We start from the raw sequence: 21,052 nt of genomic DNA on the forward strand, positions 1-21,052 counted from the left end.
GCACTCTGAGGATGTGAGTGCCAGTGCCACGTCGAGCCGCTGTAATGGCCGACGCCGGACGCGGAAGGAGGCGACATGGTCAGCGAGCGTGGGCTTCAGGTGCTCCGGGCGATCGTGCAGGACTACGTCGATACCCGCGAGCCCGTCGGAAGCAAGGCCATCGTCGAGCGTCACGCGTTCGGCGTATCCGCGGCCACGATCCGCAACGACATGGCGCTTCTCGAAGACGAAGAACTCATCGCGGCACCCCACACATCGTCGGGGCGCGTCCCGACCGACAAGGGCTACCGCGTCTTCGTCGACCACCTCGCCGAGATCCGGCCCCTTTCACCGGCCCAGCGCGCAGCCATCGCGAGCTTCCTGCAGGGGCCCGGAGACCTGGATGACGCTCTGGCGCGAACGGTGCGGGCACTCACACAGCTCACCGGCCAGGTGGCCATCGTGCAGTATCCGTCGTTTGCCAAGGCGACCATCACGCACGTTGAGCTCGTGGCACTTGAGCCCACCCGGGTGCTTGTCATCGTCGTCACCGATACGGGACGAGTGTCACAACGCCTCGCGCTTCTGACCGTGGCCCTCGACGAGTCAGATCTCGCGCGCGTTCGCGCCGAGGTGTCGACACTGCTGGTTGGGCGAAGCGTGCGGCAGGGAGCCAAGCGCGTCGAGGAGCAAGCAGACAGTGATGCACGCACCGCCCACCAGTCGGCGGTCACCGAGATCCTTCGAGTCGTGCAGGAGGAGCTCGACGAGTTCCGTCAGGATCGGCTCGTGATGGCCGGTGCGGCAAATCTCGCGCGTCGCGAGAGCGACTTCCGCGGAAGCATCTACCCGCTTCTGGAGGCGATCGAAGAGCAGGTGACGATCCTTCGCCTGATGGGGGAGATGGTCGCCGACGACAACGGGCTCGCAGCCAGCATCGGACGTGAGAACGAGGCGTTCGGGCTGTCAGAGGCATCCGTCATCGCGAGTGACTACGATGCGACGGGCGCCAGGGCCCGCGTGGGCCTGATGGGTCCGACCCGAATGGACTATCCCAGCAACCTTGCGGCGGTGCGGGCTGTAGCGCGCTACCTCACGGGGCTGCTGGCCGAAGACGAAAAGGGCCGATGAGCCCGTACGAACTGCCCGCGATCACACGCGGGATGCAGAAAGGTGACCGTGGCTGACCACTACGAGGTCCTTGGCGTGTCGCGAGATGCGTCGCCCGAAGAGATCAAGAAGGCATATCGGCGCCTGGCCCGAGAGCTTCATCCGGATGTGAACCCGGGGGAGGACGCTGCTGAACGGTTCAAGCTCGTGACGCACGCATATGACGTGCTCAGCGACCCGCAGCAGCGGCAGCGCTACGACATGGGCGGCGGCCAGAACGGCGGTTTCGGCGGCGCGGGCGACTTCGGCGGCTTCAGCGACATCTTCGAGAGCTTCTTTGGAGGAGGTGGCGCTGCTCGCGGCGGGCGCCCCCGATCTCGCAAGGAGCGGGGCCAGGATGCGCTGGTTCGCGTCGACCTCGACCTGAAGGATGTCGTATTCGGTGTCCATCGCGACATCGACGTCGACACCGCCGTCATGTGCGAGACCTGCAATGGTTCCTGCACGCAACCCGGAACGACGCCGGTTCGCTGCGATATCTGCCACGGCACGGGCCACATCCAGCGCACCGTACGAAGCCTGCTTGGCAACGTCGTCACCTCCCAGCCGTGCGGCACATGTCAGGGGTACGGCACGACGATCCCGTACCCGTGCGCGACCTGTCAGGGGCAGGGTCGCGTTCGGGCTCGTCGCACCGTGTCGATCGACATTCCGGCCGGTGTTGACACGGGCCTGCGGCTACAACTTCCCGGATCGGGTGAAGTCGGACCGGGCGGCGGCACGCGGGGCGACCTGTACATCGAGGTCTCTGTCGCGACGCATCCGGTGTTCAGCCGCGAAGGTGACGACCTGCTCGCAACGCTCGAAGTCTCGATGCCGGATGCCGTTCTCGGTGCGGCCACGACGATCGAGGGCCTGGACGGACCGGTGGATCTCGAGGTGCGTCCCGGTGTTCAATCAGGCGACGTGCTGACCATCAAGGGTCGAGGCATTACACCGCTGCGTGGCAATTCACGCGGTGATCTGCGCGTGGGTGTTCATGTGGTCACACCGACGAAGCTCGACGCCAAGGAACGGGCTCTCATCGAGGAGTTCGCCAAGCGGACGAAGGCACCCGCGCCCCATCTGGCTGAGTTCCATCAGGGCCTGTTCTCGAAGTTGCGCGATCGGTTCCGGAACGGCTGATCGTGCCGCTTCATTTCGTCGTCGACGAGCGGCTGGATGCCGAGACCGGCCAGACCGTCACCCTCACCGGGGCTGAGGCGCATCACGCGGCCACGGTACGCAGGGTGCGCGTCGGCGAGGCGGTAACGCTCGGCGACGGCGCTGGCGTGTGGCTCGAAGGCACGTGCGAGGCAGTCGCGGCGCGTGAGGTCGTCGTGCGCGTCACGAGCCGGGAGGACCTGCCCCGCCCATCCGTGCGGATCGAGCTCGTTCAAGCTCTTGCCAAAGGCGACCGCGACGAGCTTGCGGTTCAGGCGTCGACGGAACTCGGTGTGGATGTCATTACACCCTGGCAGGCTGCCCGGAGCGTCTCGCGCTGGGATGCAGCCAAGCGTGAGAAAGGTGTCGCCCGCTGGCGCCAGATCGCGCGAGAAGCGGGCAAGCAGGCGCACCGCGCGTGGCTTCCCGAGGTCGGCGCGCCGGTGACGACGGTGCAGTTGTGCGCGCGGGCAGCGACGACCCGGATGCTCGTGCTCGAGCCGACAGCGATGGTACGCCTGACCGAGTGGAAGCCCGAGCAGACCGACGGTCGCGACATCGCCCTGGTCGTCGGACCTGAAGGTGGGATCGACGCCGGCGAGTTGAACTCGCTCGAAGCTGCCGGTGCGACGCTGGTACGCCTGGGTGACCACGTCCTGCGGACCTCGACGGCAGGCCCCGCAGCGATCGCAGTGCTCAGCGCCAGCCTCGGCCGGTGGTGACTGTACCGGCGGTAGCTGGGCCCGTGGGAGAGGCCGTCGGTAGACTGAGAGCATGACCGAGCCCTCCGTCTTCACTCGAATCCTGCGTGGCGAGATTCCCGCAGAGATCCTCAGCGAGACCGAGAACGTGTTCGTCATCCGTGATATCGCTCCGCAAGCGCCTCTTCACCTCTTGGTGATTCCCAAGATCGCCGATTACCGCGACGTCACCGAGCTGGCGGCGGGTGATCCCGCGTTGCTGGCCGAGATGGTGGCGGTAGCCAAGGATGCAGCAGCAGAGCATGGCAGCGGTGATTTCCGGCTCGTGTTCAACACCGGGTCCGGCGCAGGGCAGACGGTGTTCCACGTGCATGCCCACGTGCTCGGCGGCGACCTCGCAGAAGGAAGTCTCGGTGGCTGATCCGCACAGCAGCGCGGAATCCGGAGATCGCGTCACGGAGCGACTGTTCGCCGACGGTGTCGCCATGGTCCAGCTTCTCGGGCCGCAAGACAGGCTGCTGCGCGTCGTCGAGCGGGAGCATCCGGATGTCGACGTTCACGTTCGCGGGAACGAGATCACTCTGGCGGGCAGTGCGGCAGCGGTGGCTGCGGCGCGAGACCTCGTCGAAGAACTGCTCACCATGACCCGCACCGGCCACGATCTGGCACCGGCGGATGTCTCCAGCTCGAACCGTATCCTGCGAAGCGATGGCAACCCGCGCCCGTCCGAGGTCTTGGGCGAGGCGATTCTCTCCAGTCGGGGGAGGGTGATCCGCCCGAAGACGCTGGGGCAGAAGTCATACGTGGATGCGATCGAGCACACCACGATCACCTTCGGTATCGGGTCGGCCGGAACGGGTAAGACCTACCTGGCGATGGCCAAGGCCGTGCAGGCGCTGCAGCGCAAAGAGGTCAGCCGCATCATCCTGACCCGCCCCGCCGTCGAAGCCGGGGAGCGCCTCGGATTTCTCCCCGGAACGTTGACCGACAAGATCGACCCGTACCTGCGCCCCCTTTACGACGCGCTGAACGAAATGATGGATCCCGAGATCGTTCCCAAGCTGATGGCGACGGGCACGATCGAGGTTGCGCCTCTGGCGTACATGCGTGGCCGCACGCTGAACGATTCTTTCGTGGTGCTCGACGAAGCTCAGAACACCACCCCCGAACAGATGAAGATGTTCCTGACCCGGCTGGGCTTCAACACCAAGATGGTCGTCACGGGAGACATCACGCAGATTGACCTGCCCCAGGGGGCGTCGGGTCTGCGTCTCGTGACGAAGGTGCTGAGCACGATCGACGACATCCACTTCGCTTACCTCACGAGCGACGACGTTGTTCGGCACTCGCTCGTCGGCAGAATCGTCGACGCCTACTCCGAGTACGACGAGAAGCGACTGTCAGCAAAGCGCGAACGTGACGAGGCGAGCGAGCTGAGCAATCGTGCCGAGCGCCGCGGCACGAGCCGGCCCGCCGGTCCGCGCGATCACATGCCCAAACGAGGACGCCGATGACGATCGAAATCACCAACGAATCCGGAATCGACGTCGACGAGACGGTCCTGCTCCGGCTCACGGAGAACAACCTCGCTGAGTTGTTCGTCAGCCCGGATGCCGACCTTGCGATCCTCCTGGTTGACGGGGGCGCGATGGAGTCGCTGCACGTCCAGTGGATGGACGAACCCGGCCCTACGGATGTGCTGAGCTTTCCGATGGACGAACTGCGCCCGGGAACGGAAGATGCGCCGACCCCCGAGGGTCTGCTGGGCGACATCGTGTTGTGCCCGCAGGTCGCTGAGACTCAGGCTCAGGCCGCCGGCCATTCCACGATGGACGAACTGATCCTGCTCACCACCCACGGCCTCCTGCACCTGCTCGGTTTCGACCACGCCGAACCGGCGGAAGAGCGTGAGATGTTCGCTCTCCAGCGAGACCTCATCGTCCGATTCCACGCGGCCGAACGCCGTCGTCTCAAGCCGTGACCGCGGCTCTGCTGCTCGCCGCAGCCGCCCTCCTGGTCGCCTTCGGCGGCCTGATGGCGGCGGTGGATGCAGCACTCGGGGTGACCTCGCGCTCTGACCTCGAGGAGATGAGTCAGTCCGGTCGCAATGCCGCATTCATCCGCGGAATCGCCGATGACCCTGCGGCGCACGCCAACGCCGCGGGCTTCATGCGTGTGCTTTCTGAGACCACCGCAGCGGTGCTGGTGACTGTCGCGCTGTCGATCCTCTTCGACAGCATCTGGTGGGCGATGCTCGCTGCCGCGATCATCATGACGGGAATCTCGTTCGTCGTGGTCGGGGCGAGCCCACGCAGCGTCGGCCGGTTGCACGCCAAGGGGCTGCTCCGGGGGGCTGCCCCCGTCATCCGCGCGATGCGTATCGTGCTGGGCCCGCTCGCTCACGGTCTGGTCGCGCTCGGCGACCGCGTGACGCCCGGTGTTGCCCGCGGGTCATCGTTCGCCTCTGAGGAGCAACTGCTCAGCATGGTGGATGAGGCAGCATCGCAGGACCTCATCGAGGAGGACGATCGCGAGCTCATCCACTCCGTGTTCGATTTCACCGACACGTATGTGCGCGCGGTCATGATTCCGCGGACGGAGATGGTGACCGTCGAAGCTGACACGACGACGAAGGACGCAATGGAGCTGTTCCTCGACAAGGGCGTTTCTCGCGTCCCGGTCGTCGACGACGAAGCCGACGACGTCATCGGAATGCTCTACCTCAAAGACCTGGTGCAGTTCGCCTACCGCGACGAGGCCAGGTGGCGCGCTGCCGCTATCTCACAGCTCGCGCGACCTGCCGTGTTCGTGCCCGAATCGATGCGAGCCGAGACTCTGCTGCAACAGATGAAACGGGAAGCCGTGCACGTGTGCATGGTGGTGGACGAGTACGGCGGGGTCTCGGGCCTCGTGACCCTCGAAGACCTGATCGAAGAGCTGGTCGGCGAGATCGCCGACGAGTTCGACCCGCGGGCCACCGAGATCGCCGAAGTCGCAGAGGGACGCTATCGCGTGAGTGCCCGACTGGGACTTGCGGAGGTCGGTGAACTCTTCGACCTCGATCTCGAGGACGACGAGGTCGATTCGATCGGGGGACTGTTGGGCAAGCAGCTCGGCAAGGTGCCGCAGCCCGGAGCGGTGACGGATTTCGAGGGTCTGCGAATCACCGGCGGGGCCTCCCGCGGCAAGGGCCGTGGCATCACCACCGTGTTTGTGGAGCGCATTCCGCCCGCGACCGAGGCGGAAGACCACTCAGCTACTGACGTTGAGGACTCGGCTGCGACAGTCGAGAAACCATCTGAACGGAAGGTGCGCTCGTGAGCGACAGCGATTTCCGGTCCGGGTTCGTGACGTTTGTGGGACGCCCGAATGTCGGCAAGTCCACGCTCATGAACGCCCTCGTCGGCGAGAAGATCGCAATCACGAGCGACAAGCCGCAGACCACCCGACGGGCCATTCGCGGCATCCTGAACCGCCCCGGCGGGCAGATCGTGATCGTCGACACCCCAGGTCTCCACCGCCCGCGCACGCTCCTCGGCCAGCGCCTCAACGATCTCGTCGAAGAGGTTCTCGGAGATGTTGACGTGATCGCCTTCTGTGCTCCCGCGACCGAGAAGGTCGGCCCGGGAGACCGCCGCATCGCCGAGTCTCTCGACGGGTACGCGTCGGCGAAAAAGATCGCCCTGGTGACCAAGACTGACGTCGCCTCTCGCGACCAGATCACGGAGCGGCTGATGGAGGTCGACGCTCTGCGTGAGGACTGGGCAGCGGTGATCCCACTTTCGGCGGTCACAGCCGATCAGCTCGGGGTTCTGGCGGACGAGATTCTGCGCCTCCTCCCGGAGGGCCCTGCCCTCTATCCAGACGACATCGTGACTGACGAGTCGGATGACGACCGGATCGCGGAGATCATCCGCGAGGCGGCGCTCGATGGAGTCCGCGATGAGCTACCGCACTCCATCGCCGTCGTCGTGCAGGATGTCGAACCCCGCGAGGACTCCGACCTGATCGACGTATACGCCGACATCGTGGTCGAACGCGACAGCCAGAAGGCGATCATCATCGGCAAGAAGGGGTCGCGACTCGCACGCGTCGGTGCCACTGCCCGCGAACAGATCGAGCCGCTCCTCGGATCCCGCGTGTTCCTGTCACTGCACGTCAAGGTCGCCAAGGATTGGCAGCGAGACCCGAAGCAGCTGGGCCGCCTCGGCTTCTGAGCCTACGTGCAGAGCCCGGTCTTCACCCGAGTGATCGGAGGGCGGACTGGATGATCACGACACCGTCGCCGTACTCGGCATCCGCGGCGCTCTGCAGGGTGCCGTCGTCCCAGATCACCTGTGCCCAGACGTAGCCGTCCTGCGTCCAGGTGGCAAGCAGCAGATCGCCGAGCGCGGTCGGTATCTCGGTCGCGATCGCGTCAAGTTCGGCCGCCGGTGTATTGCCCGAGATTTCTCCGGTGGGGTCCTCCGGCCTCATCGGATCGTAGAGAGCAAGCATGATCGGCGGCTGGGTGGCGGTGAAGACGTCGCCATCGAAGGTTCCAAACACCGCGTAGGTGCCCCATCGCGTATCTCCCGACTCCTCGAACCCATCAACGCCATCCCAACTCCAGCCTTCGAGCGGCATCCCGTCGCACTGCGGCGGATACGACTCGGCGATCGGCCCGAGGCAGAGCGCCACGTCTCCGGCGACCTCCAAAACGGTTCCCGTGCCGACCACCTCGCCGACCGGAGGGTTGATCTGCGCCCCCGCCAGTGCGCCGGCTGACGCGCCGGTCCCGCCCGCGCACCCCGTTGCGATGAGCAAGACTGATGCTGCCGCGAGTGCGGCGGTACTGAGACGAGCAGTGAACCTCATACCCATGGTGTGTCGATCGCCAACCAAACGTCTCACAGATGACGGCAAGAATTGCTGGTAACATCGCACCATGCGCGCACTCTCGCTTCTTCTTAGCTGCCGCGGCGGGGCCATCTAGGGCCTTCCTCGTCGCGGAGCTTCGTGTCGGCCCGTTCACCTCGAGCCAGAAGCAGGAAGAAGCGACACCATGAAGAACACTCAGCAGCCGTCGGGGATGCCGACGCACAAGTACGTTCCGTATCACGAGCAGATCCGCGTCTCGGTCCCCGATCGCACGTGGCCTGACGCGAAGATCACGAAGGCCCCGCGGTGGTGCGCCGTCGATCTGCGTGACGGAAACCAGGCGCTGATCGACCCGATGAGTCCCGAGCGCAAGCGGATCATGTTCGATCTGCTGGTGAAGATGGGCTACAAAGAGATCGAGGTCGGCTTTCCATCAGCAAGTCAGACTGATTTCGACTTCGTGCGTCACCTGATCGAAGACGACGTCATCCCGGATGACGTCACCATCCAGGTTCTGACGCAGGCCCGCGAGCATCTCATCGAGCGCACGTACGAGTCGATCCGCGGCGCGAAGCGCGCGATCGTGCACCTCTACAACTCCACGAGCATCCTGCAGCGTGACGTCGTGTTCCGCACCGACAAGCAGGGGATCATCGACATCGCCCTCGAAGGTGCTCGTCTGTGCCGGAAGTTCGAGGCGACGGTACCCGAGACCGAGGTGTTCTACGAGTACTCGCCCGAGAGCTACACCGGCACCGAGCTCGAGTTCGCGGTCGACGTGTGCAACCAGGTTCTGGAGATCTTCGAGCCGACGCCCGAGCGGAAGGTGATCATCAATCTGCCGGCGACGGTTGAGATGGCAACGCCGAACGTCTACGCCGACTCCATCGAGTGGATGAGCCGCCACCTGAACCACCGCGAGAACGTCTTGATTTCGCTGCATCCGCACAACGACCGCGGCACCGCGATCGCCGCAGCCGAGCTCGGCTACATGGCAGGCGCGGACCGCATCGAGGGATGTCTGTTCGGAAACGGCGAGCGCACCGGAAATGTCGACCTGGTCGCACTCGGCATCAACCTGTTGACGCAGGGAGTCGACCCCCAGATCGACTTCAGCGACATCGACCAGGTCAAGCGCACCGTCGAGTACTGCAACCAGCTGCCCGTCCACGAACGCAGTCCGTGGGCTGGCGACCTCGTCTTCACCGCCTTCAGCGGGTCGCACCAGGATGCGATCAAGAAGGGCTTCGAGTCGATGGATGCCGCCGCCGTGGCGCAGGGGGTCTCTGTGGACGAGCTGCTGTGGGCCGTCCCGTATCTGCCGATCGACCCCAAGGATCTCGGCCGCTCCTACGAGGCCGTCATTCGCGTGAACTCGCAGTCCGGCAAGGGTGGCGTCGCCTACCTCCTGAAGACCGACCACGCCTTGGACCTGCCGCGCCGGTTGCAGATCGAGTTCTCGGGGGTTGTGCAGGCCAAGACGGATGCCGAGGGCGGCGAGGTCACCAGTGACCAGATCTGGTCGATCTTCACCGATGAGTACCTGCCGAGCTCCGTCGCTGACGAGCGCTGGGGCCGGTTCGAGTTGCTCTCAACGCGCACCGAGAGCGACATGACCGGTGACGTCGTCCTCGACGTGCGGCTGCGTGACGGGGATTCCGAGATCTCGGCTCGCGGAAACGGAAACGGGCCGGTAGCCGCGTTCCTGTCCGTGCTGCGCGAACAGGGGTTCGATGTGACCGTCTACGACTACGTCGAGCACGCTCTCAGCGCCGGCGGCGACGCGCAGGCCGCGGCCTATGTCGAACTGCAGGTCGAAGGTGAGCGGCTGTGGGGTGTCGGTATCGACGGTGACATCTCGACGGCGTCGCTCAAGGCCATCGTCTCGGGCGTGAACCGTGCGATCCGCGTCCGCGAGGAGTCCGGAGCTCTCGCGGCCGTCTGACAGCCGAGTGCACGTGCGGGGGTGGCCGGTCAGCCGGTTGCCCCCGCGTCGCCGTTGTCAGCAGCTCTGGTGCCGCCGACGACGGTGATCGCGGAGGTCTCGACGGCGACCTTCCGGCGGTAGAGAGCGCGCTGCTCAGGAAGCGAGATATCGAACACGACGGCGAGCAGTCGGATGACCGTCGTCACGGCGACAGCGCTGATCGCCGCGGCGGTCAGCGGTGCCCCGAGTGAGAACGAGACGGTGAGCACGACGCATCCGGCGCCCGCGGCCACGGCATAGAGCGATCCGACGTGCATGATCGCGACCGGCAAACCCATCAGCACATCACGCAGGATGCCGCCCCCGACCGCGGCGGCGACGCCCACGAAGATCGCGGGAACCTCGGGCAGCCCGAGATACAGCGCTTTGCTTGTGCCGAAGGCGCCGAACAGGCCGATGACGAGAGCGTCGAGTCCGACGATCAGCCAGCTGACCCGTTCGAGGATCGTCGCGAGCAGCATTCCCAGGAGCGCGGCTGCGACTGCTGTGATCAGGTACCAGTTCGACTGCAACGTCGTCGGGGTGACGTTCAGCAGCAAGTCGCGGATGAGACCGCCACCCATCCCCATGACGATCCCGATGATCGCGACGCCGAGAAGATCTAGCCGCCGTTGACCGCGGAATCCCGACGCGAACAGGGCTCCCTGCAGGCCGCCGAGCGCCGCAGCAGAGAGATCTGCCCACAGCGGGATCACGAAGAGCGGCTCGTTCACCCGTCCATTGTCGCTCGATGCCGGGATAATCGAGGGGTGCCCACCTACCGTGACGAAGTCGTGGTTCTGCGCACCCACAAACTGGGTGAAGCAGACCGGATCGTCACGCTCCTGAGTCGGCGCCACGGCAAGATCCGCGCGGTGGCTAAAGGCGTGCGCCGCACATCGTCGCGGTTCGGTGCTCGCCTCGAGCCCTTCATGGTCGCCGATGTGCTGCTGTACCGGGGGCGCTCGCTCGACATTGTGCAGCAGGCTGACAGCCTCGGAGCCTACGGCGCAGACATCGCGCTGCACTACGACCGGTACACTGCAGCGCACGCGATGGTCGAGGCCGCGGACCGGCTCAGTGAGTCCGAGGCGACGACGCCGCAGTATCTTCTTCTGCTCGGCGGCCTGCGGGCGCTTGCCCGCGGCGAGCACGCATCGCGCAGCATCCTCGACTCGTATCTGCTTCGTGTCATGGCTCTGTCGGGATGGGCGCCCGGGCTTGATGCGTGCGCCCGGTGCGGGCGCGTCGGCGAGCACAGGTCCTTCGTCGCCCAGCTCGGCGGGATGGTGTGTCCAGACTGCTCGCCGGTCGGGTCGGCGCGGGCGGATGCCGAGACCCTCGGGGTGTTGCGTGCGCTCATGACGGGGGAGTGGGACGTCGTGGACGGGGCATCCGCCGGGGCGGGTGGGGCGGCATCCGGCCTGATCGCGGCGTACACCCAGTGGCACCTCGAGCGCGGCATCCGGTCGCTCGAACACCTCGGTACTTTTGCGCCGCCCCCACAGCAGTCGGCAGCCGTTCAGACGATGGAACCCACTCCATGAGCCCCAAGCCCTACACTCACCGTGACGCCGTGCCCTACCGGCCGATCGATTGGACAGGTCTCTACCCGCCCGAGTTCCCCAAAGGTTCGGTTCCGAACCATGTCGCCATCGTCATGGATGGAAATGGACGCTGGGCCAACCGACGCGGCCTCACGCGTGTCGAGGGCCACAAGGCCGGAGAGGCGGCGCTTCTTGACGTCGTGGCGGGCGCGATCCAAGCCGGTGTCAAACACCTGTCGGTGTACGCCTTCTCGACCGAGAACTGGTCACGCTCACCCGACGAAGTCCGCTTCCTCATGGGGTTCAATCGTGACGTGCTGCACCGCCGTCGTGACCAGCTCAACGAATGGGGCGTCCGGGTGCGGTGGGCCGGTCGCAAGCCCCGGCTGTGGTCGAGCGTCATCAAGGAACTGCAGTTTGCCGAGCAGCTGACGGCCGGCAACGACGTCCTGACGCTCACGATGTGCGTCAACTACGGCGGTCGGGTAGAGCTCGTCGATGCGGTGCGCTCGATCGCCGACGATGTCGCCGCGGGCAGGCTGCGTGCCTCTGCGGTGAGCGAGAAGCTCATTGCGCGTCGGCTCTACCAGCCGGAGATGCCGGACGTGGACCTTTTCATTCGGTCCAGCGGCGAACAGCGCACATCGAACTTCCTCCTCTGGGAGTCGGCATACGCGGAGTACGTATTCCTCGACACCCTGTGGCCGGACTTCTCCCGGACTGACCTGTGGCGAGCAATCGACCTCTACCTTGGCCGGGACCGACGATTCGGCGGAGCGATCGATACTCCCGAGCCTCCTGCCCTCTGAGCCCGCGACGCCAGGTGTGGTGAGGCCCCCCGTCCCCACGTGACCTTCGTCCCTGTGTCTGCATGCGCGCCGGGAGTAATCCAGGTACGAGGGAGTGCGACCTACGCACAGCAAGGGGGCTGAAGGATGAGCACTGCACCACGCTCTCGCACGGCGGCCGCGCCGGCCATAGGAATGTCGGCAACGACGATGGCACTGCTCATCGCTACCGCCGTTGCGAGCGTCCGCGGCTTGCCTGCCATGGCGGTGTACGGCTGGGCATCCGTCTTCCTGTACATCCTGCCCGCCATCGTGTTCATGATCCCCGTGGCACTCGTGGCAGCGGAACTCGCGAGCGGATGGAAGGGAGGCGTCTTCGTCTGGGTCAAGGAAGCGTATGGGGACCGCATGGGCTTCAGCGCCATCTGGCAGCAGTGGATCCAGAACGTCGTCTGGTACCCGGCGCAGCTCGCGTTCTTCGCCACGGCGCTGGCCTACGTGTTCAACCCCGCGCTGGCTAGCAATGGCCTGTTCACCGGTTTCGTCATCCTCGTCGTGTACTGGGGATCGACCCTCATCGCCTTCCGTGGTGTGAAGGCCTTCGCATCGGTCAGCAGTATCGGATTCCTCGCCGGGACGATCGTGCCGTCGGTTGGCCTCGTGGTGTTCGCGATCTTGTTCCTGACCGGGGGAGGAGCGTCGAACTTGCCCGCGCCGGCGGCCGCGGATTGGATGCCAGCGTGGACCGGGATCACGAGCATCGTGCTCATCGTGAGCAACTTCCTGGCGTACGCCGGCATGGAGATGAACGCCGTTCACGTCAATGAGATGGATCGGCCGCGCCGCAACTTTCCGCGCGCAATCGTGCTCTCCGCGGTTCTGATCCTCATTGTCTTCATCTTCCCGACGTTGGCGATTTCGGTCGGCGTCCCTGCCGACAAGGTCAATCTCACCCAGGGGGTGCTGCAGGCCTTCGACGTGTTCTTCCAGCAGCTGGGCATCCCGTGGGCGACGACGGTGATGTCGCTACTCATCGTCTTCGGCATCCTGGCTTCCGTCGTCACCTGGATCCCCGGACCGAGCAAGGGGCTCCTGCTGGTGGGCCGCCAGGGCTACCTCCCACCGGCACTGCAGGGCACCAACAAGTACGGCATGCAGTCGCCGATCATGATCGTGCAGGGGCTCATCGTGACGGTGCTGGCGATCGTTTTCGCGATGATCCCATCGGTGCAAAGCGTGTTCTGGATCTTCTCGGCGATGGCAGTGCAGTTGTACTTGATCATGTACATGGTCATGTTCCTCGCCGCCATGCGTCTGCGGCGCACGCATGCGGACGTGCAGCGGGGATTCCGGGTTCCCGCGATGCCGGTGGTCGGGTGGATCGGGTTCGTCGCGAGCCTGCTCGCGTTCCTGATCGGTTTCGTCGAACCGGCAGGCAGTGGCGTCGGACAGCTGCCATACACGCTGTTCCTTGTCGGGGGGATCGTCGCCCTCGGGATCTGGCCGTTCATCCTGTATGCGGTGCGCAAGCCGAGCTGGAAGGTGCATCCCGATGTCTCGCACGTACACGAACCGGAGCCGGGGCCGAACACGCCGCCTTCGCCCTGACGTGTGCGGGCCGGAACTGAAAGACTCTCAACCACAACCCGGAGGGACGCACGACCATGCTTCACGAACGTGACAACATCCGCGACGAGCTGTTCGACGAGGTCTTCGCGTCGACGGATCTTTCGGTCGCGTTGCCGAAGTTCCGGATGCCGGAGAAGGAGCACCTCGCCCGTCACGCCTATCAGGTGGTCTCGGACGAACTGATGCTCGACGGAAACTCGCGGCAGAACCTTGCAACCTTCTGTCAGACCTGGCTCGAACCCGAGGTCCGACAGCTGATGGTCGAGACGCTCGACAAGAACATGATCGATAAGGACGAGTATCCGCAGACCGCAGCCATCGAGGCTCGGTGCGTCCACATTCTCGCGGACCTGTGGAACTCACCCGAGGCCGCGAACACGCTCGGAACATCCACGACCGGCTCCAGCGAAGCCGCAATGCTCGGCGGAATGGCGCTGCTGTGGAAGTGGCGGGAGCGGCAGCGGGCGGCAGGTAAGCCGACCGACAAGCCCAACCTCATCTGCGGGCCGGTGCAAGTCTGCTGGCACAAGTTCGCCCGGTACTGGGACGTCGAGCTTCGGGAAATCCCCATGGAAGGGGATCGGCTGATCATGACGCCCGAGGAGGTTCTCAAGCGGGTTGATGAGAACACGATCGGTGTTGTGCCGACGCTCGGGGTGACGTTCACTGGGGCTTTCGAGCCTGTCCAGGCGGTCAGTGACGCGCTGGACGGTCTTCAGGAGCGCACCGGTCTTGATGTGCCGATGCACGTGGACGGTGCCAGCGGCGGATTCCTCGCTCCCTTCACCGCGCCGGACATTATCTGGGACTTCCGTCTCCCGCGAGTCAAGTCGATCAACGCGTCCGGTCACAAGTTCGGTCTCGCGCCGCTGGGCGTCGGCTGGGTGGTGTGGCGTGATGCGTCAGACCTTCCCGAGGACCTGATCTTCGAGGTCAACTACTTGGGCGGCAACATGCCCACGTTCGCGCTGAACTTCTCGCGGCCGGGCGGTCAGATCATTGCTCAGTACTACAACTTCATCCGCCTCGGAAAAGAGGGCTACCGTCGGGTCCAGCAGGCCTGCTACGACACGGCGATGTACCTGGCAACAGAGATCGCGGCGCTCGGCCATTTCGACATCATCAACGACGGCAGCCCGGAGGTGGGGATCCCGGCTGTGTCGTGGAAGCTCAAGGAGGGAGTGGAGCATCCGTTCACCCTTTTCGATCTCGCCGACCGCCTTCGTACCCGCGGATGGCAGGTGCCCGCGTACACGATGCCCGCGCACCGCGAGGACATGGCAGTGCAGCGCATCCTCGTTCGCGCCGGATTCAGCCGAGACGAGGCATCCCTTCTGATGAACGACTACCGCGACGCCATCGCCCACTTCGACAAGCACCCCGTCTCGGTGCCGATGACTGAGGAGGAAGCGGGCAGCTTCCACCACTGAGTCAGAAAAGCAGCGCTGTCAGTTGACGAGGCTGCTCTCGATCACAGCGACAACCGCCGGGTCGTCGGGCTTGGTCGTCGGGCGGAACCGGTGGACCGTGCCGTCGGGGGTGAGCAGGAATTTCTCGAAGTTCCACAGCACAGGCCCACGCTTACCCTCGGCATCCTTCGCCTTCTTGAGTGCCTTGTAGAGCGGGGCGGCGTGCGAGCCGTTGACTTTGATCTTCTCGGCAATCGGAAACGACACTCCCCAGGTGGTCGCGCAGTAGTCGAGAATCTCGTCCATGCTGCCCGGCTCCTGCCCCATGAACTGGTTGCAGGGGAACCCGATGACGGTGAATCCGCGAGCGCCGTAGGTCTTTTGTAGCTGCTCGAGTTGCTCGTACTGTGGCGTCAAACCGCACTTCGAGGCGACGCTGACCACCAGCACGACACCGTCACCGTAGTCGGCCAGCGTCGCCGTGTCGCCGTCGGCTGTCGTGAAGGGGATGTCGCGGAGGGAAACCTGCTGCACGTCGGTCATGGGTTCAGGCTACCGTCGCCCCCGAGGGACAGCGCGGCGCGGCAACGCGCAGGTCTGGGAGAATGGGTGGATGCCCTCATCACCGTCCGCCACGTCCGTCGCGCCGCTGCGCATCGGTCCGATCACGGTCGATGCGCCGGTCGTGCTCGCACCGATGGCCGGGATCACCAACACGGCGTTTCGGCGGTTGTGTCGCGAGTACGGCGCGGGCCTCTACGTCAGCGAAATGATCACGTCGCGTGCGCTCGTGGAGCGCAACGAGACGACGATGCGGTTGATCACTCATCACGAGTCCGAGACGCCGCGGTCGATTCAGCTGTACGGCGTGGATCCTGCCACGGTGGAGGCTGCGGTACGGGTTCTTGTCGAGGAGGACCGCGCAGATCACATCGACATGAACTTCGGATGCCCCGTCCCCAAAGTCACGCGCAAGGGAGGCGGTGCCGCCCTCCCGTGGAAGCTCGGCCTGTTCCGCGACATCGTGACGCGCGCCGTCGCCGCAGCGGGACCGATCCCCGTGACGGTGAAGATGCGCAAAGGAATCGATGACGACCATCTCACCTACCTTGAGGCCGGCAGGATCGCCGAAGATGCCGGGGTCTCCGCCGTCGCACTTCACGCCCGCACAGCCGCCCAGTTCTACTCGGGTGAGGCTGACTGGGAAGCGATCGCCCGCCTCAAAGAGCACGTGAGCTCGATCCCGGTGCTTGGCAACGGCGACATCTGGGCAGCCGAGGACGCGACACGGATGATGGCCGAGACAGGGTGTGACGGCGTCGTGGTGGGTCGCGGATGCCTCGGGCGGCCCTGGCTGTTCGGAGAGCTGGCACGGGCATTCGACGTGGATGCCGGACCGATCGTCGATGCAAACCTCGGCTTCGTCGCCCGCGCCTTCCGTCGGCATGCTGAGCTTCTGGTGGAGTTCTTCGAGGACGAGGGCCGTGGATGCCGCGACATCCGAAAGCATGTTGCCTGGTACTTCAAGGGCTATCCGGTGGGCGGTGACCTGCGCGCCAGGCTCGCAACGGCATCCTCCATCGCCGAGATCGACGAGCTTCTCGCGGAGCTGGATCTCGAAGCTCCCTATCCCGGAACGGCCGCGGAGGGTCAGCGTGGGCGAGCCGGAAGCCCGAAGCGCCCCGCGCTTCCGGACCGCTGGCTCGACTCTCAGGACATTGACGGCGTCGACTCGTGCGCGCTGGCCGACGCCGAACTGGACCACAGCGGTGGCTGAGCGAGGCATCCCGGTGCATCGCGGGTATGCGGATGCCGATGCCGAACGCTTCTACGGCGAGCACCACCGATCGCAGCGGGACGGTTTCGCGCGGGACCGAGCGCGCGTGCTGCATTCGGCCGCGCTTCGCAGGCTTGCCGCCAAGACCCAGGTTCTGAGCCCGGCAAGCCCGGCCGACTTCGCTCGTAACCGTCTCACCCACTCGCTCGAGGTCGCCCAGGTTGGACGCGAGCTTGCCACGGCGCTCGAACTGGCCCCCGACGTCGTCGACACCGCGTGCCTCAGTCACGATCTGGGGCATCCCCCCTTCGGTCATAACGGGGAGCGCGCTCTGAACGACTGGGCAGAAGACATCGGCGGGTTCGAGGGGAACGCGCAGACCCTGCGGATCCTGTCACGTCTGGAGCCCAAGGTCATCGACGCGAACGGTCGAAGCCACGGACTGAATCTCACGCGCGCCAGCCTGGATGCCACGTGCAAATACCCCTGGACCTCTGAGCATCCGCTCCCCGACCCGGGAGGGCGGCTCAAGTACGGGGTTTATGACGAGGACGAGGCGGTCTTCACCTGGATGCGCGAGGGAGCTCCTGGGCGCGTGCGCTGCATCGAAGCCGAGGTGATGGACCTTTCCGACGACATCGCCTATTCGGTCCACGATTTCGAAGACGCGATTGTCAACGGCTACCTCGATCCGGCGCGCCTGGCCGATCCTGCCGAGCATGACGCTCTCATCACCGCGATCCAGACCTGGGTGGGTTACGACTTCGCGCGAGACGAGCTCGAAGATGCCCTCTATCGCCTGATGCGGATGCCTGAATGGGTCGCGAGTTTTTCGGGCACCCGCTCCGACCTTGCGCGCCTGAAGAACCTGACCAGCGACCTCATCGGACGTTTCGCCCGTGCCGCCGTGACGGCGACCCGCGCGGCCGCCGGAGGCCCGGATCTGACGCGCTTCCATGCTCACGTTGTGGTGCCTCGCGTGATCGAGGCCGAGATGGGGGTGCTCAAGGGCATCATTGGTGCTGTGGTGGTGAGCATCGATGGTCGTAAGGCGCTCTACAAGGAGCAGCGGCGCCTGCTCAAGCGCCTGGCCACAGCGCTCTGGGAGAATCCGCACGAGCTGGATGCCGTGCACCGCGAAGATTTCGATGATGCCGCGAGCGACCGCGAGCGGCGCCGCACGATCGTCGATCAGGTCGCAAGCCTGACCGATCAGCATGCGATCTCGTGGCACGGCCGGCTTGTCGGCGACGTCGATGTCGCATCCCTCGGGATCTGGGTACCTCGCACGCCGACGCGGGCACAGTAGGGCGTCCGGATGCCAGGACGTATCGCTCAGGCCGACATCGACGAGGTGAAGGCGCGCACGAACATCGCGGATGTGATCGGCGAACGTGTTGCGCTCAAGTCCGCTGGTGTTGGTTCGCTGAAGGGATTGTGCCCCTTCCACGACGAGCGCAGTCCGAGCTTCCACGTGCGACCACAGGTCGGCTTTTATCACTGCTTCGGGTGTGGCGAGTCGGGCGACGTGTACTCGTTCCTGCGCAAGATGGACCATCTGAGCTTCACCGAGGCCGTCGAACGCCTGGCTGGCCGCATCGGGTACACCCTTCATTTCGAGGAGGGCGGCGCAGCCCCGGAGAACTCGGGACGCAGTCGCCTCTATGCGGCAAACGCTGCTGCTGCCGAGTACTTTCGCGCCCAACTTCTGACGCCCGAGGCCGAGATCGGACGCCGGTTTCTGGGCGAGCGAGGGTTCGACGCTGCTGCCGCTGCTCATTTCGGGGTGGGCTTTGCGCCCAAGGGCTGGTCGAACCTGTCGGACGCCCTCGCTGCGCAAGGGTTCACGCGTGAGGAGCTTCTGGCTGCCGGACTGCTTTCGCAAGGCCAGCGCGGGCGGTACGACCGCTTTCGTGGCCGACTCATCTGGCCGATCCGTGATGTGACGAGCCAAGTCGTCGGCTTCGGTGCGCGACGGCTGTTCGAAGACGACCAGGGCCCGAAGTATCTGAACACGCCGGAGACGTCGATCTACCGGAAGTCGCAGGTGCTGTACGGCCTCGATGTGGCCAAGCGTGACATCTCTCGGGAGCACCGTGTCGTGGTCGTCGAGGGCTACACCGACGTCATGGCGTGTCACCTCGCCGGCATCACGACGGCGATTGCGACGTGCGGCACTGCCTTCGGCAGCGACCACATCACGGTGCTCAGGCGCGTTATGGGTGATGACTCGAGCGGGGGAGAGGTCGTTTTCACCTTCGATCCCGATGCGGCGGGCCAGAAGGCTGCCCTGCGGGCCTTCGCCGACGAGAAGCGCTTCTCGGCACAGACCTACGTCGCTGTGGCCCCGGACGGGCTGGACCCGTGTGATCTGCGCCTCGCCCGCGGCGACGATGCGGTGCGCGCCCTCATGACGACCAAAGCGCCGATGTTCGAGTTCGTCATCGACCAGCGTCTCGCACAGTACGACCTCGGAACTGTAGAGGGGCGGGCTGCGGCGCTTCGGGCGGCGGCGCCGGTGGTCGCCGACATCCGAGACCCCTCGTTGCGGCCCGGATACGTTCGTGTGCTTGCGCGCCGGATCGGACTCGACCTCGATGAGGTGGGCGCTGCGGTGACTCGGGCTTTCCGCTCCCGCGACGCGGGTGGCGCGCCGCAGCGACGGGGGAGCGACGGTGCGGCAACCGAGCGCCAGCATCCGGATGATGGACCTGCCGCGGCATCCGCACCGGTGCTGGTCCCGACGATCGCGTCGCTTCCTCGCACGCGCGATGTCGTGATTGAGCGCGACGCGCTCATGGCTGCGCTGCAATTCGGACACCGCCTCGACGATGCGACCGTCCGGCGCGCCCTGGGAGCGGCGTTCCAGCATCCTGCGCTCGATGCCGTTCGTGCCGCCGTCGTCGATGCGCCCGACTACACGCGAGCAGGATGGGCAGTGCAGGCTGTTGACACCATCCGCGAGCCCTACCGCGCTCTCGGCTCGGAGCTGCTGATGTCGGCGTTCCCGGCTCTCGGTGAGACGGATGCTGCGGCGTCTGCATCCGACCTGATGCGCAGACTCATCGTGCGACGCGTTGACACGGAGAAGGCAGAATTGGTTCGCGCGGTCCAGCGTGTGCCCCCGGACTCGGAGGAGGGGCGCCGGATTCGGCTGCAATTGCGCGAGCTCGACCTCGAGCGGCAGCGCTGGACAGGTGACGTCGAACGCTGATCGCGCCGGAGTCCAGACTGGATCCCGACGCGACGGCACGGCAGGATGAGGGTATGTCTCCTCGTCGCAGAGCCACCGAAGCGGCGATCGTGTGCTCGGACCTCTCGATCAGTCACTCCGGTCGCGGTGAGACCGACAAGCTCATCGACGGGATCACCTTCACGGTGGCGCGCGGTTCGGTCCTGGCGCTCATGGGTCCTACCGGTGCCGGGAAGTCGAGTCTGCTCTCAGTACTTGCCGGTCGTGCACACGAGGGGGTTTCGGTCACCGGGGGAGACGCGCTCGTCGACGGCATCTCGGTGCGACGGCCGGGCAGGGCCATCCGTGAACTGACCTACTTTGCCGGATACCTGCCGCAATCTGCGGGAGCTCACCTGCCGTCCCGGCTGACGGTCTCAGAGGTCATTGCAGAGCCGATCACTTCGCGAGAGCGCCGGATCAATCAGAAGGCCCTTGCGATCCGGGTCGCCGGGCTGCTCGATGAGCTCATGCTTCCCCTCGGTGCTGCCAGTAAGTTCCCGTACGAGCTGTCAGCTGGGATGCGTCAGCGCGTGGCTCTGGCCCGAGCCCTCGTCGTCGATCCGCGAGTTCTCGTGGCTGACGAACCATTCGCGAATCTCGATGTCGAAGTCCGCAAAGCGGCACGCGAGGCCATCACGCGGCGGCGCGATCACACCGGCATGGCCGCCGTGATTTCAACGCATGACCCCGAAGCTGTGAAGGAACTCGATGCCAACGTGCTCGTGCTGCGAGGCGGACACGTCGTCGCCTTCGGCCACGGCACGAACGATCTCATCTGGACGCCGAGCGCAGAAGCTGACCGCCGCTTCGTCGTGTCTTGACGGCGCGCCGAGAGGTTGGCCCGCGTC

At 65.5% G+C, this 21,052-nt stretch carries 20 protein-coding genes; 17 read left to right on the forward strand and 3 right to left on the reverse strand.

Annotated features, from left to right (window positions below; genetic code table 11):
- The first annotated feature begins 75 nt into the window (after positions 1 to 75).
- From hrcA to era, 8 genes are all read left to right on the forward strand, one after another.
- Complete coding sequence (gene hrcA, locus BGO47_RS05615; RefSeq protein ID WP_292709371.1) at positions 76 to 1,110, forward strand: heat-inducible transcriptional repressor HrcA; 1,035 nt, start codon at positions 76 to 78, stop codon at positions 1,108 to 1,110.
- Positions 1,111 to 1,158: 48 nt separating this feature from the next.
- Entirely contained in the window at positions 1,159 to 2,274 is a 1,116-nt protein-coding gene (gene dnaJ / locus BGO47_RS05620; RefSeq protein ID WP_292709373.1) for a molecular chaperone DnaJ, read from the forward strand.
- Positions 2,275 to 2,276: 2 nt separating this feature from the next.
- Entirely contained in the window at positions 2,277 to 3,014 is a 738-nt protein-coding gene (locus tag BGO47_RS05625) for a 16S rRNA (uracil(1498)-N(3))-methyltransferase (RefSeq protein ID WP_292709375.1), read from the forward strand.
- A 52-nt stretch (positions 3,015 to 3,066) separates the two neighbouring features.
- Positions 3,067 to 3,414 carry an HIT domain-containing protein gene (locus BGO47_RS05630; protein WP_292709377.1) on the forward strand — a complete coding sequence of 116 codons (348 nt, stop codon included), beginning with the start codon at positions 3,067 to 3,069 and terminating at the stop codon, positions 3,412 to 3,414.
- Between the two features lie 64 nt (positions 3,415 to 3,478).
- Positions 3,479 to 4,507, forward strand: coding sequence for a PhoH family protein (locus tag BGO47_RS05635; RefSeq protein ID WP_292709457.1), 1,029 nt, complete (start codon positions 3,479 to 3,481; stop codon positions 4,505 to 4,507).
- On the forward strand, positions 4,504 to 4,974 hold the full coding sequence (gene ybeY / locus BGO47_RS05640) for an rRNA maturation RNase YbeY (RefSeq protein WP_292709379.1): 471 nt from the start codon (positions 4,504 to 4,506) through the stop codon (positions 4,972 to 4,974). The genes BGO47_RS05635 and ybeY overlap by 4 nt, the downstream gene beginning before the upstream one ends.
- Positions 4,971 to 6,314, forward strand: coding sequence for a hemolysin family protein (locus BGO47_RS05645; protein ID WP_292709381.1), 1,344 nt, complete (start codon positions 4,971 to 4,973; stop codon positions 6,312 to 6,314). The genes ybeY and BGO47_RS05645 overlap by 4 nt, the downstream gene beginning before the upstream one ends.
- Positions 6,311 to 7,210, forward strand: coding sequence for a GTPase Era (era, locus tag BGO47_RS05650; protein WP_292709383.1), 900 nt, complete (start codon positions 6,311 to 6,313; stop codon positions 7,208 to 7,210). The genes BGO47_RS05645 and era overlap by 4 nt, the downstream gene beginning before the upstream one ends.
- A 22-nt stretch (positions 7,211 to 7,232) precedes the next feature.
- Here era and BGO47_RS05655 read toward each other — a convergent pair whose 3' ends face one another.
- Positions 7,233 to 7,850, reverse strand: coding sequence for a hypothetical protein (locus BGO47_RS05655; protein ID WP_292709385.1), 618 nt, complete (start codon positions 7,848 to 7,850; stop codon positions 7,233 to 7,235).
- A gap of 187 nt (positions 7,851 to 8,037) precedes the next feature.
- Between BGO47_RS05655 and leuA the strand changes: the two genes are divergently transcribed.
- Positions 8,038 to 9,798, forward strand: a complete 1,761-nt coding sequence (gene leuA / locus BGO47_RS05660; RefSeq protein ID WP_292709387.1) for a 2-isopropylmalate synthase — start codon at positions 8,038 to 8,040, stop codon at positions 9,796 to 9,798.
- 29 nt (positions 9,799 to 9,827) lie between these two features.
- Here leuA and BGO47_RS05665 read toward each other — a convergent pair whose 3' ends face one another.
- Positions 9,828 to 10,553, reverse strand: a complete 726-nt coding sequence (locus BGO47_RS05665; protein WP_292709389.1) for a TRIC cation channel family protein — start codon at positions 10,551 to 10,553, stop codon at positions 9,828 to 9,830.
- Between the two features lie 36 nt (positions 10,554 to 10,589).
- Here BGO47_RS05665 and recO point away from each other — a divergent pair, with 36 nt between their 5' ends.
- The 4 genes from recO (at position 10,590) to BGO47_RS05685 (ending at position 15,213) form a co-directional block, all read left to right on the forward strand.
- Positions 10,590 to 11,366: a DNA repair protein RecO gene (recO, locus tag BGO47_RS05670; RefSeq protein ID WP_292709391.1), complete on the forward strand. Its 777-nt coding sequence runs from the start codon at positions 10,590 to 10,592 to the stop codon at positions 11,364 to 11,366.
- Positions 11,363 to 12,175, forward strand: coding sequence for an isoprenyl transferase (locus tag BGO47_RS05675; protein ID WP_292709393.1), 813 nt, complete (start codon positions 11,363 to 11,365; stop codon positions 12,173 to 12,175). The genes recO and BGO47_RS05675 overlap by 4 nt, the downstream gene beginning before the upstream one ends.
- Before the next feature lie 126 nt (positions 12,176 to 12,301).
- Positions 12,302 to 13,762: an APC family permease gene (locus tag BGO47_RS05680; protein ID WP_292709395.1), complete on the forward strand. Its 1,461-nt coding sequence runs from the start codon at positions 12,302 to 12,304 to the stop codon at positions 13,760 to 13,762.
- Positions 13,763 to 13,818: 56 nt separating this feature from the next.
- Complete coding sequence (locus tag BGO47_RS05685) at positions 13,819 to 15,213, forward strand: glutamate decarboxylase (RefSeq protein WP_292709397.1); 1,395 nt, start codon at positions 13,819 to 13,821, stop codon at positions 15,211 to 15,213.
- Positions 15,214 to 15,231: 18 nt separating this feature from the next.
- Here the strand turns inward: BGO47_RS05685 and BGO47_RS05690 are convergent, their stop codons facing one another.
- Entirely contained in the window at positions 15,232 to 15,735 is a 504-nt protein-coding gene (locus tag BGO47_RS05690) for a glutathione peroxidase (protein ID WP_292709400.1), read from the reverse strand.
- Between the two features lie 70 nt (positions 15,736 to 15,805).
- Here BGO47_RS05690 and dusB point away from each other — a divergent pair, with 70 nt between their 5' ends.
- From dusB to BGO47_RS05710, 4 genes are read left to right on the forward strand one after another with little or no spacing between them, the layout of a single operon-like run.
- Positions 15,806 to 16,969, forward strand: coding sequence for a tRNA dihydrouridine synthase DusB (gene dusB, locus BGO47_RS05695; RefSeq protein ID WP_292709402.1), 1,164 nt, complete (start codon positions 15,806 to 15,808; stop codon positions 16,967 to 16,969).
- Positions 16,962 to 18,278: a deoxyguanosinetriphosphate triphosphohydrolase gene (locus BGO47_RS05700; protein ID WP_292709404.1), complete on the forward strand. Its 1,317-nt coding sequence runs from the start codon at positions 16,962 to 16,964 to the stop codon at positions 18,276 to 18,278. The genes dusB and BGO47_RS05700 overlap by 8 nt, the downstream gene beginning before the upstream one ends.
- Positions 18,279 to 18,287: 9 nt before the next feature.
- Complete coding sequence (dnaG, locus tag BGO47_RS05705; RefSeq protein WP_292709406.1) at positions 18,288 to 20,183, forward strand: DNA primase; 1,896 nt, start codon at positions 18,288 to 18,290, stop codon at positions 20,181 to 20,183.
- Positions 20,184 to 20,236: 53 nt separating this feature from the next.
- Positions 20,237 to 21,025: an ATP-binding cassette domain-containing protein gene (locus BGO47_RS05710; RefSeq protein ID WP_292709408.1), complete on the forward strand. Its 789-nt coding sequence runs from the start codon at positions 20,237 to 20,239 to the stop codon at positions 21,023 to 21,025.
- Positions 21,026 to 21,052: the final 27 nt, after the last annotated feature.

Source organism: Microbacterium sp. 67-17 (assembly GCF_001898325.1).
GTDB classification, from domain to species: Bacteria; Actinomycetota; Actinomycetes; order Actinomycetales; family Microbacteriaceae; genus Microbacterium; species Microbacterium schleiferi.